The 16,433-nt window shown below is 70.5% G+C and carries 15 protein-coding genes; 3 read left to right on the top strand and 12 right to left on the bottom strand.

Going from position 1 to position 16,433, the window contains the following annotated elements; genetic code table 11:
* Positions 1 to 33: 33 nt before the first annotated feature.
* The 8 genes from ACIA47_RS26000 to ACIA47_RS26035 all read right to left on the bottom strand — a co-directional run bounded on the left by ACIA47_RS26000 (position 34) and on the right by ACIA47_RS26035 (position 8,252).
* Positions 34 to 1,161, bottom strand: a complete 1,128-nt coding sequence (locus ACIA47_RS26000) for an ABC transporter permease (RefSeq protein ID WP_203121918.1) — start codon at positions 1,159 to 1,161, stop codon at positions 34 to 36.
* Positions 1,158 to 2,666 (bottom strand): sugar ABC transporter ATP-binding protein, encoded by a 1,509-nt coding sequence (locus tag ACIA47_RS26005; protein WP_396711119.1) that lies wholly within the window; start codon positions 2,664 to 2,666, stop codon positions 1,158 to 1,160. The genes ACIA47_RS26000 and ACIA47_RS26005 overlap by 4 nt, the downstream gene beginning before the upstream one ends.
* Positions 2,667 to 2,799: 133 nt before the next feature.
* Entirely contained in the window at positions 2,800 to 3,978 is a 1,179-nt protein-coding gene (locus tag ACIA47_RS26010; RefSeq protein ID WP_091408992.1) for an ROK family protein, read from the bottom strand.
* 261 nt (positions 3,979 to 4,239) lie between these two features.
* A complete protein-coding gene (locus ACIA47_RS26015) occupies positions 4,240 to 5,259 on the bottom strand; it encodes a YihY/virulence factor BrkB family protein (RefSeq protein WP_396711096.1) in 1,020 nt (339 codons plus the stop codon).
* 90 nt (positions 5,260 to 5,349) lie between these two features.
* A complete protein-coding gene (locus ACIA47_RS26020) occupies positions 5,350 to 6,159 on the bottom strand; it encodes an ABC transporter permease (protein ID WP_396711097.1) in 810 nt (269 codons plus the stop codon).
* 93 nt (positions 6,160 to 6,252) lie between these two features.
* The gene (locus ACIA47_RS26025; RefSeq protein WP_396711098.1) at positions 6,253 to 7,041 is read right to left on the bottom strand and encodes an ABC transporter permease; all 789 of its coding nucleotides are present in this window, start codon (positions 7,039 to 7,041) and stop codon (positions 6,253 to 6,255) included.
* A gap of 225 nt (positions 7,042 to 7,266) precedes the next feature.
* Positions 7,267 to 7,458, bottom strand: a complete 192-nt coding sequence (locus tag ACIA47_RS26030) for a DUF397 domain-containing protein (RefSeq protein ID WP_396711099.1) — start codon at positions 7,456 to 7,458, stop codon at positions 7,267 to 7,269.
* Positions 7,449 to 8,252, bottom strand: coding sequence for a Scr1 family TA system antitoxin-like transcriptional regulator (locus ACIA47_RS26035; RefSeq protein WP_396711100.1), 804 nt, complete (start codon positions 8,250 to 8,252; stop codon positions 7,449 to 7,451). Before ACIA47_RS26035 ends, ACIA47_RS26030 begins: the two co-directional genes overlap by 10 nt.
* A gap of 273 nt (positions 8,253 to 8,525) precedes the next feature.
* On the opposite strand from ACIA47_RS26035, the gene ACIA47_RS26040 reads away from it, so the two are divergent.
* Positions 8,526 to 8,741: a flavin reductase gene (locus ACIA47_RS26040; RefSeq protein WP_396711101.1), complete on the top strand. Its 216-nt coding sequence runs from the start codon at positions 8,526 to 8,528 to the stop codon at positions 8,739 to 8,741.
* A gap of 20 nt (positions 8,742 to 8,761) precedes the next feature.
* Here the strand turns inward: ACIA47_RS26040 and ACIA47_RS26045 are convergent, their stop codons facing one another.
* A complete protein-coding gene (locus ACIA47_RS26045; protein WP_203121907.1) occupies positions 8,762 to 9,301 on the bottom strand; it encodes a hypothetical protein in 540 nt (179 codons plus the stop codon).
* A gap of 199 nt (positions 9,302 to 9,500) precedes the next feature.
* Complete coding sequence (locus ACIA47_RS26050) at positions 9,501 to 10,433, bottom strand: ABC transporter ATP-binding protein (protein ID WP_396711102.1); 933 nt, start codon at positions 10,431 to 10,433, stop codon at positions 9,501 to 9,503.
* Between the two features lie 144 nt (positions 10,434 to 10,577).
* Here ACIA47_RS26050 and ACIA47_RS26055 point away from each other — a divergent pair, with 144 nt between their 5' ends.
* The gene (locus tag ACIA47_RS26055) at positions 10,578 to 12,884 is read left to right on the top strand and encodes a TRAP transporter permease (protein WP_396711104.1); all 2,307 of its coding nucleotides are present in this window, start codon (positions 10,578 to 10,580) and stop codon (positions 12,882 to 12,884) included.
* On the top strand, positions 12,881 to 13,900 hold the full coding sequence (locus tag ACIA47_RS26060) for a TAXI family TRAP transporter solute-binding subunit (protein ID WP_203121902.1): 1,020 nt from the start codon (positions 12,881 to 12,883) through the stop codon (positions 13,898 to 13,900). The genes ACIA47_RS26055 and ACIA47_RS26060 overlap by 4 nt, the downstream gene beginning before the upstream one ends.
* A gap of 9 nt (positions 13,901 to 13,909) precedes the next feature.
* On the opposite strand, the gene ACIA47_RS26065 is transcribed toward ACIA47_RS26060, so the two are convergent.
* Together ACIA47_RS26065 and dnaG are read right to left on the bottom strand one after the other, a co-directional pair.
* Positions 13,910 to 14,446: a hypothetical protein gene (locus ACIA47_RS26065; RefSeq protein ID WP_396711105.1), complete on the bottom strand. Its 537-nt coding sequence runs from the start codon at positions 14,444 to 14,446 to the stop codon at positions 13,910 to 13,912.
* Entirely contained in the window at positions 14,447 to 16,327 is a 1,881-nt protein-coding gene (dnaG, locus tag ACIA47_RS26070; protein ID WP_396711106.1) for a DNA primase, read from the bottom strand. It abuts the gene before it with no gap.
* Between the last annotated feature and the right edge of the window lie 106 nt (positions 16,328 to 16,433).

Genomic DNA, 16,433 nt, shown 5'->3' on the forward strand with positions numbered 1-16,433 from the left:
GTCTCGACGTCGCCAGGACAACGGTGCGGTGCGTCAGGTTGCGGTGGTGACCCTGTTCCGCGCGAGGAGCCGAGTGACGGACTTGAACTGGAACTGCTGGACCAGGACGGCGGCGACGATGATGCCGCCCTTGACCATGTTCTGCGCCTCGATGGAGAGGCCGTTGATGGCGAAGAGGTTCGTGATGGTGGCGAAGATGATGACGCCGAGCAGTGAGCCGACGATGGTGCCCCGGCCGCCGCTGAGCAGCGTCCCGCCGATGATCGCCGCGGCGATCGCGTCCAACTCGTACAGGTTGGCCATCGCCGCCTGCGCCGAGGTCGCCTGCGAGGTGAGCATGATGGCGGCGATACCGCAGCAGAGACCGGAGAGCGCGTAGAGCAGCATGGTGTGCCGCCGGACGTTGATACCGGCCAGCCGGGCCGCCTCCGGGTTGCCGCCGACGGCGATGGTCCGCCGGCCGAAGGTCGTGCGGTTGAGCACGACCCAACCGGCCAGCACGACCGCGCCGAGGATGTAGACCAGGATCGGAATCCCGATCACCTTGCGCGCAGCGATGTCGTTGATGAACGTGCTGCTCGACACCTGGGTCTGCTTGTTGGAGATCGACGCCGCGAGCCCCCGCGCGGCCACCAGCATCGCGAGCGTCGCGATGAAGGGGACCAGCCGCCCGTACGAGATGAGCACACCGTTGACGAGGCCGACGCAGATGCCGACCGCGAGGGCGGCGAAGATCATGCCGCCGGCGCCGTAGCTCTGGGTGGCCACAGTGGTGCACCAGACCCCGGCCAGCGCGACGATCGCGCCGACCGACAGGTCGATGCCACCACCGATGATCACGAAGGTCATCCCGACCGTGACCACGCCGACGACCGAGGCCAGCTGGAGAATGGCCAGGACGTTGTTCCAGACCCAGTTCGGGTCGCCGTACAGGTCGGGCTTGGTGACCGCGCCGACCACGATGAGCGCGGCCAGCACCCCGATCAGACCGAGGTTGCGCTTCGCGCCGTCGCCACCGTCACCCCGCCACCAGGAGAGCTTGCCCCCGGATCCTGCCTTGTTGCTGGCCACCGCCGTCTCCGCCGGGTCCACCGGCGGCGACTGCGCCGGAAGCTGCGGGCGCTCCGGTGTCGCGGTGGGAGTGGGAGTCGCGTCGCTCATGCCGGTGCGCCTTCCATCAAGGACCCCGCCATCACGAGGTCAAGCACAGTGTTCTCGTCGAGTTCGCCGGCCGCGGCCTCGCGGACGACCCGCCCTTCCCGCATCACCAGCACCCGGTCGGCCAGACCCAGCACCTCGGGCACCTCGCTGGAGACCAGCAGCACCCCCACGCCCTGAGCGGCCAATGCCCGGATGACCTGGTAGAGCTCAGCCCGGGCGCCCACGTCCACGCCCCGGGTCGGCTCGTCGAGAAGCAGCAACTTGGTGCCGCCGAGCAGCCAACGCCCGACCACCACCTTCTGCTGGTTACCGCCGGACAGCGTGCGTACCGGCCGGTCGACGTCCCGGGGCCGCAGCTCCAGGGTCTCCGCGATCCGGTCCGCCTCGGCGCGTTCCTTGGCGGCGTTCGTGAAGCCGAGCCGCGCGTACCGGCCGAAGGTTGCCAGCGTGACGTTGCGGTAGATCGGCTCGCCGAGCAGCAGCGCCTGGCTCTTACGTTCCTCCGGGGCCATTCCCATGCCGGCGCGAACCGCCGCGCCGACGCCGGGCCGCAGGACCTTTCCGTCCATCTGCACCGTGCCGGCCTCCGGGAGGCGAGCACCGTAGATCGTCTCCAGCAGTTCGGAACGACCGGAGCCGACCAGCCCCGCGATGCCCACGATTTCCCCGGCACGCACGTTCAGCGACACGTCGGCGAACTCGCCCGTGCGGGTCAACCCCTCCACCTGGAGCAGGTCGGCACCCGCGGAGTCGTCCGTTGGCCGGTCCGGGAAGACGTACTCGATGGTGCGGCCGGTCATCCGGCTCACCAGGTCGCGGGTCGGGGTGTCGCGCGCCGGCAGGTTCGCCGCCGTGGTCCGGCCGTCCTTGAGTACGGTGACCCGGTCGCCGATCTCGCGGATCTCCTCCAACCGGTGGGAGATGTAGATGACGGCGATGCCCTGCGCGGTCAGCTCTCGGATGATCCGGAACAGGTTGCCGACCTCGTCGTGGGCCAGCACCGCGCTCGGCTCGTCCATGATGATCAGTCGAGCCTCGTGCGACAGCGCCCGCGCCATGCTGACGATCTGCTTGCCGGCAGCCGGCAGTGACCGGACCATCCGCCCCGGCGGAATCTCGCCGTGGCCGAGCCGGCTGAGGATCTGCCGGGTGTGCCGGGCCATCCGGCCGCGCCGGACGAAACCGAAGCTGCGGTACTCGTGCCCGAGGAACGCGTTCTCCGCCACCGACAGATCCTCGACGAGGTCGAGTTCCTGGTAGATCGTGGCGATGCCCGCCTTCATGGCGGCCTGCGGGTTGGCGAACGCGGCGGGCTCACCGCGCCACTCCACCTGCCCGGAATCCGGTTGGTGCACCCCGGCGAGCACCTTGATGAGGGTGGACTTGCCGGCGCCGTTCTGCCCGAGCAGGCAGTGCACCTCGCCGGCACGCACCTCCAGCTGCACGCCGTCGAGCGCGCGTACGCCGGGGAAGGTCTTCACCAGGTCAGTGAGGCGCAGGACCACCTCGCCCGCGACGGTGTCGGCGGGAGCCTCGACCAGCGGCGCCTCGGCGACGGCCTCGGCCGACGCGGTGGCGGGGTCATCCTCGGGCAGAGCCACAGTCTCCTCCTCGCTCACGACGGAATCTCGAACAGCTTCATGCGGCTTCCCCGAAGGCGACGTCGCTCGCGAGCACCGCCGCACCGGCGACGCCGGCACGGCCGCCCAGCTCGGACAGGACGACGGGAAGGTTGCCGGTGGCCAGCGGCAGTGACCGGCGGTAGACCACACTGCGGATCTCGGCGAGCAGGATGTGGCCCAGCTGGGCCAGCCCGCCACCGATCACGATCATGGACGGGTTGGTGAAGCTGACCAGGCCGGCGAGCACGCCGCCGACCCGCCGTCCGCCGTCCCGGATCAACTGGATGCAGGTCACGTCGCCCTCGACGGCGCCCTCGGCGACGTCCAGCGCGGTGACGACGCCCCGCAGCGCCAGCCGCTCGGCCAGCGCCGGCGACGTGCCACTGCGGGCGGCGGCTGCGGCGTCCTTGGCCAGCGCGGCGCCGCTGAACAGTGCCTCCAGGCAGCCGACGTTGCCGCAGGAGCACATCGGACCGTGCGAGTCGACCTGGATGTGGCCTATGTCGCCGGCACATCCGTCGGTGCCCCGGTAGACCTCGCCGGTGAGGTAGATGCCGCACCCGATGCCGGTACCGATCTTCACGAAGAGGAAGTCGTCCACCGAGTGGGCGACCCCACCGTGCCGCTCGCCGATCGCCATGATGTTGACGTCGTTGTCGACCACCGCCGGGCAGCCGTGCTCCCGGCTGAGCAGCTCACGCACCGGGAACCGGTCCCAGCCCGGCATGATCGGCGGTGAGACCGGAACGCCGTCGCGGAAGCTGACCGGGCCGGGTACGCCGATGCCGACCGCGTCCAGTCGCTCGTACGCGCCGTCGACGCGGGCCTTGTGCAGCAGTTCGTTGACCCGTTGCAGGGTCACCTTCGGGCCGTTGCGGATGTCGGCTGCCTCGGCGTAGTGGGCCACCGGTTCGAGGCGGCCGTTGACCACCTCGACGTCCATCGAACTGGCGCCGAGGTCGACGGCGGCGAAGCGCAGCTTCGGGTTCAGCTCGACAAGCGTCGAGCGACGCCCACCTCGGGAAGCGGCGAGCCCGGCCTCGGCCACATAACCCAGCGTCACCAGGCGATCCAACTCGGCCAGCATGCGCGGACGCGGCATCTGGAGCCGGTCGCCCAGCTCGGCCCGGGACACGGCGCCCTCGTCGCGGAGCAGCCGCAGCAGGCGCACGTGCAGGGGGTCGACGGTGCGCACCCGGGGCCCCCTCTTCTTTGGCAGCGTTCACATCGACGCAATGCCGATGTGTTGTGTCCGACACAGTAAGAGCGTTCAACGCCGCCTGTCCAGAGCTTCAGCCGTTCCGAGACCAACTTTTGTCCGAAAGAACAAAAGCTACTAGTCGATCAAGGAAAGGATCACGGGGTGCCCCGGCCCCCTCGCCCCCAGTTTCATCGACGGACGCGAAATCGCCCCGCCAGCCGGTCTTCCGTGGCGGGGCGATTTCGCGCGGGACCGTCAGCGGCGGCCGGCGGAGTTGCGCTTCTTGCGAAGCTTGCGGTCGTCGCGCAGCTCGACGTACGGCTCGTCGTCGACGTCGTGACCGGCCGCGATGGCGCGGCCGCGCTCCAACTCGGCGTCGAACTCGGCACCCAGCAGGATCGCGATGTTGCTCAGCCAGAGCCAGACCAGGAAGATGATCACTCCGGCCAGCGTCCCGTACGTCTTGTCGTACGAACTGAAGTTGCTCACGTAGAAGGCGAACAGGCCGGAGATCACCAGCCAGATCACCACTGCCAGCACCCCGCCCGGGCTGACCCAGCGGAAGCCGCCGTGCCGCGCGTTCGGCGAGGCCCAGTAGAGGATCGCAAACATCAGGCTGACCAGGAGCAGCAGCACCGGCCACTTGGCGACATCCCACACCGTGACCGCCGTCGAGCCGAGCCCGATCACGTCACCCACCGCTTCGGCGAGGCTGCCGGTGAAGACCACTATCACCGCGCTGGCCAGCAGTAGCACCCCGATCACCGCGGTCACGCCGAGACGGATCGGCAGCGTCTTCCAGATCGGCCGCCCCTCCGGCACGTCGTAGATGGTGTTGGAGGCGCGCATGAACGCGCCGACGTAACCGGAGGCCGACCAGAAGGCCGCCACCAGACCGATGATCGCCGCGATGCTGGCCAGGCCACCGTTGCGGCCCGCGGTGTCGATCGCGCCCTCGATGATCTTCTGGATGCTGTCGTTCGGCACCGCCTGGTTGACCGTGTCCTTGACGCCCTCGGTGGCGCTCTCGCCGAGCAGCCCGAGCAGGGAGATCAGCACCAGCACGCCGGGGAAGATGGACAGCACCCCGTAGTAGGTCAGTGCCGCCGCCCAGTCGGTCAGACTGTCATCCTGGAATTCGGTGATCGTCCGGCGCATCGCCGCCTTCCAGCCACTGCCGGGCAGGTCGGTGGGGCTGTCCGGGCCCGCGTCGGGCCCGACCGGCGTGGTGGCGGGGTCACGCTCCCGCTGGGCGGAAGACTCGTCCGAGGCCATCGCCCCTCCTCTTGGTCGGCGGTGTCACCTCCGGCTCCTGGCCGGTGGTGTCACCTCCGGACATGCCCCGTCGACGGGCGCGGATAACCCCTACTTGTAGAGCAACCTCGCCATTCGGCGAGAAGCCACCAGCAAGCCGATCGCCACCATCGCCAGCAGGTAGAGCACGTCGAGGAGCCAGAACCAACCACCACTGCCCAGCGCGACCCCTCGGATCAGGTGCACCGACCGGTACAGCGGGGTGATCTCGACGAGCCAGTGCAGCAGTGTCGGATAGGCCTGCGCCGGCACGAAGGTCCCGGAGAAGAGGAAGAGCGTGAACTGCGCGGAGCCCACCAGGTCGAAATCCTGCCAGCTACGCATGAGGGTGGAGATCGCCATGCCGAGCGCCCCGAACGCGAACCCGACCAGCACCGCGGCCGGGAGGGCGGTCAGCGCCCGGGTGACGCTGGTCAACTCCAGCGCGACCATCACGCCGAGGAACGCCGCCGAATAGGCGCTACCCCGCATCATCGCCCAACCCAATTCACCGACGGCGATCTCGAACGGCCGTACCGGGGTGGCGATCATCCCGTCGTACAGCTTCATGTACTTCATCTTGCCGAAGAAGTTGAAGGTGGTCTCCGCGAGCGCCCCGGTCATCGCCGAGGAGGCCAGCATCGCCGGGGCCACGAACTCGGCGTACGAGACCAGCCGCCCGTCGGGCAGCGGCAGGTCGCCGACCAGCGCGCCGACGCCCACCCCGATGGAGAGCAGGTAGAGCAGCGGCTCCACGAAGCCGGAGAGCAGCAGCAGCCAGTAGACCGACTTCAGCGCCGCGACGTTGCGCCCGGCCACCGACGCCGACCGCCGGGACGCGGCGGAGACGTCGACCAGCCGAGGCAGGATCAGCGTGACCACGACACCCTCTCTGCTTGCTTTTCAGACGAGGAGTTGCTCTTGCTCGCTCGGCTGCCGGGCCCGCCCGGCCTTCTCTCTGCCGGGCCTGCTCGGCTAGACGACGAGCTTGCGACGGAACGCGCGCACCGCCAGCAACCAGCCGGCGACCGCCCAGGCGGCCAGGTAGAGCAGGTGCCCGACGATCGACCACTGTGGGGCGACGCCGAGCGTGGCCGCGCGGCACAGGTCCACGGCGTGCCACAACGGTGTCGCGTACGCCAGCCAGCGCAGCGCCTCGGGCAACGACTCGACCGGGAAGAACACCCCGGCGAAGAGCGTCGTCGGGATGACCGCGAACCGGAACAGCATCGCCAGCCAACTGTCGCTGGACACCGACGCGGCGTACGCGAAGGTCGGCGCGGCAACGGCCAGCCCGAGCAACGCCACCACCGGCAGGGTGGCCACCGCCCACGGCGACCGCAACGCCCCGAACAGCCCGGTGACCAGCAGGAACGCCACGATCGTGGTGAGCACCCGGAACAGCACGAAGGCCAGGTGCCCGGCCACGATGTCACCCACCCGCAGCGGTGACGCGCCCTGCGCGAAGTAGGTCTTGACCCACTGGAAGTTGCTGAACACCGGCCAGGTGGAGTCGCCGACGGTCACCTGGAGCGCGGTCGAGGCGATCAGCCCGGGGACCAGCCAGTCGAGGTAACGCACCCCGCCGACGCCCTGGTCGATGTAGGCGCCGACGCCCAACCCGAAGCCGAGGACGGTCAGCACCGGCAGCAGGAACGAGGAGAACACACCGGCCCGCCAGGTGCGCCGCAGACCCACCAGGTAGTGCTCGAACACCGCATACGCCGGCACCCAGGGGAACCGCGCCGATCCCGCCACACTCACCCGATCACCCCGCCCACCGCGCCGACCACCCACGACCTGTCTACCCCCGGGGTACGACAGACCGCCGGTCACCCTACGACGACCCCGTCGACGTGTCGCCCGGGTTCCGCCGCGCCCCGGCCCCGCTCGTTGATCGACTCGGTTTTCAGGAAGTCGCGGTGTCAGAGCCGCCCCGATGCCCCGATTTCCTGAAAGCCGAGTGGATCTGGACGGGGTGGCCGCTATCTACCGGCGAACGGAGTCGGAACCGACGAACGCGCGCCACGCGTGGGGCGGAAAGACGAGCACGGGGCCGGTCGGGTCCTTGGAGTCGCGCACGGCCACCAGCCCAGGCAGATTGCCGGCAACCTCCACACAGTTGCCGCCGCTGCCGTTACTGCGAGTGCTCTTGCGCCACCGGGCGCCGGTCAGCTCCATGTCTCCGCCACTTCCGCGATCAGGTCGAGGGACTGCTGCTGCGATAGTGCCTCACCCCGGATCGACTCCCACACCTCGACCATCTGCCGGACGTACTCGGACCGGTCGATCACCTGCCCGTGGCGCTGCCCGTCCAGGTAGACGACGTCCTCACCGGTGGCGGTGGTGGCGATCACGAAGGGACCATCGAGCCCAGCGTACGCACCGGCCGACAGCGGCACGACCTGGATTCGGACCCGGGGCAGGGCCGAGCCGAGCTTCACCAGGTGACGCAACTGCTCGCGCATCACCTCCGGCCCGCCGACGTGGCGGCGCAACGCGTACTCGTCGACGACCAGGCTGAGCAGCGGTGGCCGGTCCCGGGTGAGCACGTGCTGCCGATCGAGCCGGGCGGTCACCTGCTGTTCGACCTCGTCCGCCGCGAAGAGCCCGGCACCGGCCAGGATGGCGCGGGCGTACCCCTCGGTCTGCACCAGGCCCGGCACGTAGAGCGGCTCGAACGAGCGCAGCGCGGTGGTCTCCTGCTCGATGCCGGCCCAGTCGCGGAACCACGGCACCACGGCCTCCCGGCTGATCCGCCGCTGGATGCGTTCGAACCGACCGTCGGCTGAGAACACGGCGTCACACCGGCGGGCGAAATCCAGACTCGGCCGACGCTCGGATGTCTCCACCTTGGCGACCAACGCCCCGGAATAGCTCAACGCCTCGGCCAGCGCCGCCTGTGACATCCCGCTGGCGGCCCGGGCCAGTCGCAGCTCCTCGGCGAAGTGCTCCAGCATGGACGAACTCTCCACTGACACCCTCCGTACATTCCCGTACCGAGCCGGGCCGATTGCCGTACGCGCTGGTCGTCGGCGTGCGGAACCTCCCACCGTAGTCGGGTCCTCACCAGACTGTCACGCAGCGGAACCGCTCACGGGATCCAGACGGCGGGCGGAACCAGGCCGGGAGCGCCCCGTGACCCCCGATCCGGGGCGCTCCCACCCACCCGACGGAGGTTCCCTCGTGCGACTGACCGGGTCGGCCCATCACGGCGGCGGGCACTGATGCCGCGGTACCGCCCACACGTGGCGGCACGCCCGTCCTGGCGCTGCCGGGTCTGCGGCGCGGCGTGGCCCTGCTCGCCGGCCCGACTGGCGCTGCTCGGCGAGTACCGCGAGGACCGGATCAGCCTGCTCGTCTACCTCGCCACGTTGCTCGACGAGGCGGCCGGGGATCTCGCCGGCCAGGCCGGTCAGGACCGACTGACCGACCGATTCATCACCTGGGCCAGAGCCCGTTGAGCGGTGATCGTTGGCAGCCGTCAGGCCGGTCGGTACGCGCGGGTCAGCGCCTGCACGGCGTAACCGAGCAGCAGCACTCCCGCGCCGACGCCGATCACCAGCCCGGCGGAGACCGCCGAGGCGAGGCCGGTGACGAGACCCGCCACCGCCACCAGGCACAGCGCGACACCGAGCGGGCGAAGCAACGGATCCCGCAGGAGCGGGGCGAGTGGGAAGAAGTGCAGACCGACCACCAGGCAGACCAGCACCGGAACGTACTCGGACCAGTTGGCCGCTACCAACACGGCGGCGCCCAGCCCGGCGGCGGCGAACTCGGCCACGACGATGAGCAGGTACGGGCGGTCGGCGGCCCGGTCCCGGGGGCTGCCGGCACTTCGCAGTCGGGAGGACAGCACACCGCCCAGCACGGCGGTGAGCAGTGCGACGATGCTGCCCACCACGAGCAGGGCACGCAGCGGCTGCTCCGCCGCCGGCACACTGAACCAGACCATCGCGAAGATGCCCAGGTACAGGGCAGTCAGCCCGGCCTGACGTTTGTTGGCGGTCACCAGATCAGACATGAAACTCCCCCGGGTTACGACAAACCGCCGGTCACCCTACGGTCCTGGCCGCTGCCTGATCGACTCGGGTTTCAGGAAATCGGGCTGTCCGCTCCGCCGTAACACCCCGACTTCCAGGAAGCCGAGTCGATCAAGCAGGGGTCCGGGGCGATACGCCGGAAGTGTCGCGGGCTGAGCCGCCGACTCTCCTCTTGGCCCGTCAGTCGACCAGGGTGCGGCCGGTCAGATGCAGGAAGACGTCCTCCAGGCTGCTGCGCCGGACCAGCACGTTCGCCGGCTGGAGCCCCAACGCGGTGACCTCGGCGACCGCCGCGTCACCGTCGGGCACGTAGAGCAGGACCCGGTCGGGCAACACCTCGACCCGCTCCCCCAGCCCGTCGAGCTTGCCGGCGAACGGTTCCTGCGACTCGGCGGCGAAGCGCAGCTCGACCACCTCACGGGTCGAGTGCTGCTCGATCAGCGCGCGGGGCGAGCCCTCCGCGACGATCCGGCCGCCGTCCATCACCACCAGGCGGTCACAGAGCTGCTCGGCTTCGTCCATGTAGTGCGTGGTGAGCACCAACGTGACGCCCTGCTGCTTGAGCCGGAACAGCCGCTCCCACACCAGATGCCGGGCCTGCGGGTCCAGCCCGGTGGTCGGCTCGTCGAGCAGCACGATCTCCGGATCGTTTACCAGCGCGCGGGCAATGGTCAACCGACGCTTCATGCCACCCGACAGCGGCTCGACCTTGCTGTCGGCCCGCTCGGTGAGCTGAACGAAGTCGAGCAGCTCGGCGGCGCGCTCCCGGGCCGCCCGGCGGGAGATGCCGAAGTAGCGAGCGTAGACGGTCAGGTTTTCCCGGACGGTCAGCTCCGGATCGAGATTGTCCAGCTGGGGGCACACCCCGAGACGCGCCCGGATCGCCGGACCGTCAGCCACCGGATCCATGTCGAGGATGCGCAGCTCACCCCCGCTGGGTGGGGAGATGCAGCCGACCATCCGCATGGTGGACGACTTGCCCGCGCCGTTGGGCCCGAGGAAGCCGAACGCCTCACCCGGAAGCACCTCGACGTCGATGCCGTCCACGGCGGTGAAATCGCCGAACCGCTTCACCAGCCCGCGAGCCTGAATCAGTGGTCGCCCCGAAGTCACCGCCCGACCCTAACCGCCGGGTCCGACAGCCCTCCACGCGAATATTCGCCGACGACCGGCCGGTCACCACTGTGTCCATACCACCGGCGGCGAAACGCCGATCGACGCCCCACCGGTCAGCCGATCGACGTGTATCGTCCTTTCGTGTCGCCCATCAGCTCCCCCGATGGTTCGCCGTCACCTGCGCGACCAGCCAACTCTCCCGTTGATGGGCCCGCAGCGACCCCCGGCGGCGGGCCACCCCGACCAAGGCCGGGAGCGGAGCCGGCAGAGCCCCACGAACCCGGCAGCACGAGCGAGCCCGGCAGCACGAGCGAACCCGGCACCACGAGCGAGCCTGGCGTGGCCGAGCGGGCGACCCGGGACCTGGCCGCCCAGTTCGAGGACGAGAAACCGGGACGGGTGCTCTCCGGGCCGGCGGGCCTCCTCCTCACCACGGCGGCGCTGGCGGTCGGCGCGCTAGCCCTGTGGCAGGTGTTCCGCCCTCTGTCGCAGGGCAGCAAGTATTACCTGATCATCTTCCTGGCCGGCGTACTCCCGCTGGTCTTCCTCGCCTACCCGGCCGACCTGCGGCTGCCGGCCCGCCTACGCGCCCGGCGACGACGCAGCAACCGCGCCGAGGCCACCGAGAGCGACAGCGACAGGCGCACCCCGGCACTCGCGTCGTCGGGGCCCACAGTGGCCGACTGGGTTCTGGTCGCCCTGGCCGTCGTGGCCTGTCTCTACCCCGTCCTGCCGATCCGGATCGGCGACGGTGGCGGCGGCTACAACGCGTTCCTCGACCGGCAGGGCCTGCTGGCACCCACGGATCTGGTGCTGGGCACGCTCCTGCTGCTCCTGCTGCTCGAAGCGTGTCGACGTACCACCGGTTGGATCCTGCCGGCGGTCTGCCTGCTGTTCCTCGGCTACGGCTACTACGGCGGGCTGTTGCCGCAATCCTGGCCGGTCGCGCACGCCGGGCTCGACTTCAGTCAGCTGGTCGACGCGTTCTACAACTCCGACAGCGGCTTCTACGGCACGCCACTCGACGTGGCCGCCTCGTACATCGTGCTGTTCACCATCTACGGCGCGGTGCTGGAACTGTCCGGGGCCGGGCGGTTCTTCGTCGAGTTGTCGGCGGCGGCGTTCCGACGTTCCCGTACCGCCGCCGGCCGGACGGCGGTGGCCTCGGGTTTCCTGCTCGGCACCGTCTCCGGCTCCGGCGCGGCGACGACGGTGAGCATCGGCGCTGTCACCTGGCCGCTGCTGCGCCGCGCCGGCTACCCGCCGGAGCGGGCCGGCGGCATGCTGGCCGCGGCCGGCGTGGGCGCCATCCTCTCCCCACCCACCCTGGGTGCTGCGGCGTTCATCATCGCCGAGTACCTGGGCGTCTCGTACCTCCAGGTGCTGGGCTGGGCAACGGTACCGACGGTGCTCTACTACCTCGGCATCCTGCTCGCCGTGGAGATCGACGCTCGCCGGTCCGGCGTACGCCCCGTGGTGATCGACGTCGACTCGCCCTGGCGTCTGCTGGCCCGGTTCGGCTACCACTTCGCCTCGCTGATCGCCATCATCGTGTTCCTCGCGATCGGTGTGTCCGCGACGAGGGCTGTCGTCTTCGCCATCGTGCTCACCGTCGCGTTGTCGTTCCTGGCCCCCAGGAACGAGGACCGCGCGCACCGACTCACCCCGGGCCGGCTGGTGACCGCGCTGGTCACCGGCGTACGCGGCGTCCTCGCCGTCACCGCGGTCTGCGCCGCCGCCGGCATCATCACGGCGACCACCACGAAGACCGGCCTCGGGCCGCAGGCGGCGGCGCTGCTGATCGGCGGGGCGCAGGCGGCCACCTCGGACCCGACGCTGGTGCTGGTGCTCACCGCGCTGCTCGCCGCCGTCGCGCTCACCCTGCTGGGTCTGGCCGTGCCGGTCACCGCGTCGTTCGTGATCGGTTGGGTGATCGTCGGTCCGGCCCTGCTCGACCTGGGCGTCACCGCGCCGGCGGCGGCGATGTTCGTCTTCTACTTCGCGGTGCTGTCCGAGGTGTCCCCACCGACAGCGCTCGCCGCGGTGGCCGCCGCGGCGGTCACCGGTGGTCGGCTGGTGCCGACCATGTGGCAGACCCTCCGGTACGCGCTGCCGGCGTACCTGACCCCGATCGCGTTCGTCATCACGCCGGCCGGGCTCGGTCTGCTCGGCATCGGCGGGGTCCAGCGAATCGCGTTCGCCGCCGGAGTCACCGCGCTCAGCGTCGCGGTGCTCGCCGTCGCCGCCGGTGGCTGGCTGCCCGGTGTGGGCCCGGCCGGCGCCCCGGAACGGGTGCTCGGTGCGTTCGGCGGCGTCACAGTGCTCTGGCTCGAACCGGTGCCGGTCGCTGTCGGCACGGCACTGGCCGCCGTCGCGGTGGCCGGTGTGTTCCTGCGACGCGGATCCGCCGGCCGACCATCGTCAAATCCTGTGGAGGAGAAACTGTGAGACGAATCGACGTACGGCTCGCGGCGGGCCTGAGCGCGCTCGCCCTCGTCACGGTCGGTGCCGCGGGTTGTGGAGGTCAGCAGGGCGGCGCGGCCACCGACGACACGGCCAGCGAGGTCACCTGTGAGGTGACCAAGGAAACGCGCGTCGGCATCGCCACCGGCAACGCGACGGGCGTCTACTACGTGGTCGGCAACGCCCTGGCCGGGCAGTTGTCCGGGTCGACCGGCGGCAAGCTCACCGGCACCGCAGCCGAGACCGGCGCCTCGGTGCAGAACGTCGAACAGCTCGTCGGTGGCCAGTACGACGTGGCGTTCTCCCTGTTCGACACGGCGGTCAACGCGGTCGAGGGCAAGGGCAGTTTCACAGCGCCGCAGCCGGTGCAGGCGTTGGCCCGCATCTACGACAACTACACGCAGGTGGTGGTCCGCAACGACTCCGGGATCACCTCGGTGGCCGACATGCGCGGTAAGCGGATCTCCACCGGTTCACCGAAGTCCGGCACGGAGGTGATCGCCAACCGGCTGCTGGAGGCCGCCGGCCTCGACCCGGCCAAGGACATCCGGGCGCAGCGACTGGACCTGACCAAGACGGTCGAGGGGATCAAGGACGGCAGCGTCGACGGCTTCTTCTGGTCCGGCGGTCTGCCCACCGGGGGCCTCACCGACCTGTTCACCACCGCCGGCGACTCGGTGAAGTTCGTCGACACCTCGCCGTTGCTGCCGAAGATGGCCGCGCTGAGCCCCGGCTACCAGGAAGGCACGATCGGCCGGGACGCGTACGGGACGGCGGCCGACACCCCGACGATCGTCGTACCCAACGTGTTGTTGGTCCGTAAGGACCTGGACGCCAACGTGGCCTGCGCGATCACCCGGACGGTGTTCGACAAGCGCGACGCGCTGGCCCAGGCGAACCCGGCGGCCAAGGGGATCTCGCTGGAAAAGGCCCGCAGGACCCTGCCGGTGCCGCTGCACCGCGGCGCGGAGAAGGCGTTGAAGGACCTCGGCGCCAACTGACCCAACCGGTCAGAGATCGGCCGGAGCGGTGGCGGCACGGGCCGAACCGACCAGACGATCGGTCTCGGCGAGCAGGGCCTCGTCGTCCGCGGGGGTGCCGGGGTCGAGTCGGACCGTCCAGGTCAGACCGTCGGCCCCGGCCACGCGGCGGGCCGCGACCCGCGCCGCGCCGCCGGGCACCGGCTGGTGCTCGGTGTACGCGACCGAGCGGGTCACCCGCGCCCGTACCTGGTGCGGCAGCTCGCGCGGGTCGAGGAGGAAGTACGTCTCGGCCGGGCCGTCGGCGACCACCGTGTAGCCCTCGCGTTCGACGACGGTCTCGGCGGGGGTGACGGTCAGTTCCCGGCCGGACCAGACCGCCTTGAGGATGGTGTGCCAGCCGAGCCGGTGCCCTCGACCGGGCAGCCACAGCCCGAGGTTGGTGGCGACCACCACCCCGTCGCTCTCGCCGTTGCCGACGGCCGCCCATGCCAACACCCGCTCGTCGGCGGTCAGCGCCGGCCGGTCGGCCGGCGGCAGCTTCGGCTTGCGGCTGAACAGTCCCATCTAGAGGCCTCCCGCAGCCTGCTCGCGCAGCGCCCGGGCGTGCTGCTCCAGGGACAGCAGCTCACCGAAGGCGGCGAAGTACTCGTCCTTGTTGTTGACCGGGTTGATCCGCTGGATGCGGGACTTGATGTCCCGGATCCGGGAGGTCACCGACCCGAACTGCACCCGCGCCATGGTGATCGACACGTAGCGTGGGTCGGCTTCCCCGTCTATCCGCAGCGGCTCCACCGCCAGCTCACCGACCAGCGCCGCCGACGCCAGGTCGTCGCAGGCGTCGCGGACCGACTCGATCCAGACCGCGCCGCCGGTCGCCGACGCGGCACCACCGGCCGCCGCGATGGCCGCGCGCACCCCGACGTGCACCGGGTGGCGGTATTCGGTGGCCTCGACCGCGTCGAACATGGGCCCGGCCAGGACCGGCTGCTGGAGGGCGAGTTTCAGCGCCTCGCGCTCGACCATCGACTGCGGGCTGTCCACTGCCGGTTCGGGGCGGGCCGACGTTGGCCGGGCGGCGGGGGCGGCGTCGCGGGTGCCGGTCGGCGGGGTGTTGGCGGCGGCGAGCACCGCCCGCTGCACCGGCTCGATCTCCATGCCGAGGTCCATGGCGAGCTTGCGGACGTACTCCGGGCGCTTTTCCCGGTCCTTGAGTCGCGCGACCAGCGGCGCGGCGTGGCGCATCGCCTCGACCCGGCCGTCGACGGTGTCCAGGTCGAAGCGGCCGATCACGTGTCGCAGCGCGAAGTCGACGAGCGGCTCGCGGCGGGCGACCAGGTCACGCACCGCCAGGTCGCCCTTGGCCAGCCGCAGGTCGCACGGGTCCATGTTGTCCGGGCTGACCGCGATGAACGTGCGCCCGACGAAGCGCTGGTCGTCTTCGAAGGCGCGCAGCGCGGCCTTCTGGCCGGCGGCGTCACCGTCAAAGGTGAAGATGATCTCGCCGGCCACCTCGTCGCTGTCGAACAGGAGCCGACGCAGGACGGAGATGTGGTCCGCGGCGAAGGCCGTGCCGCAGGTCGCCACCGCCGTGGTCACCCCGGCCAGGTGACACGCCATCACGTCGGTGTAACCCTCGACGATCACCGCCCGCCCCTGCTTGGCAATCTCCCGTTTGGCCTGGTCGATGCCGTAGAGCACGTGCGACTTCTTGTAGATCGGCGTCTCGGGGGTGTTCAGGTACTTCGGGCCGTCGTCGTCGTCGAAGAGCTTGCGCGCGCCGAAGCCGATCACGTCGCCGGCAAGGTCGCGGATCGGCCAGAGCAGCCGGCGGCGGAACCGGTCGATCAGGCTGCCGGAGCGGGCCTCGCGGGACAGCCCGGCCGTGACCAGCTCCTGGTGGGTGAAGCCCTGCTGGCGCAGGTGCTTGGTGAGCAGGTCCCAACCGTCCGGCGCGAAGCCACAGCCGTAACGCTCGGCGGCGGCCCGGTCGAACCCTCGCTGGGCCAGGAACTCACGCGCCGGCCGGGCACCCGCGGTGCTGAGCTGCGCCCGGTAGAACTCGACCGCAGCGGCGTGCGCGGCGACCAGGCGCTGGCGCTGGCCCTGCTGAGGGCGAGGGCGCGGGGCGCTCCTGTCGTCCTCGATGTAGCGCAACTGGATGCCGGCGCGGCCGGCCAGCCGCTCGACGGACTCCACGAAGCTGAGGTGGTCGGCGTCCATCAGGAACTTGATGGCGTCACCGCCGGCCCCGCAGCCGAAGCAGTACCAGACGTTGCGGGCCGGAGACACGTTGAACGACGGGCTCTTCTCGTCGTGGAACGGGCACAGACCCTTGAGGTTGCCGCCGCCGGCGGACTTCAGGGTGACCGTCTCGGAGATCACATCCCCGATCGAGGTGCGTTCCCGGACCAGTGCGATGTCCTCGTCCCGGATCCGCCCAGCCATGCCCCACCCCCTCGCCGTACATCCTGCCCTGCCGGACCGACGACACGCCGGCCGGGGGACGCCGGTGTGGCGGCGGCCGCTGCCGGCTGGGCGGTTCCGGCCCGCA

Source organism: Micromonospora sp. NPDC051227 (assembly GCF_044455385.1).
GTDB lineage: Bacteria > Actinomycetota > Actinomycetes > Mycobacteriales > Micromonosporaceae > Micromonospora.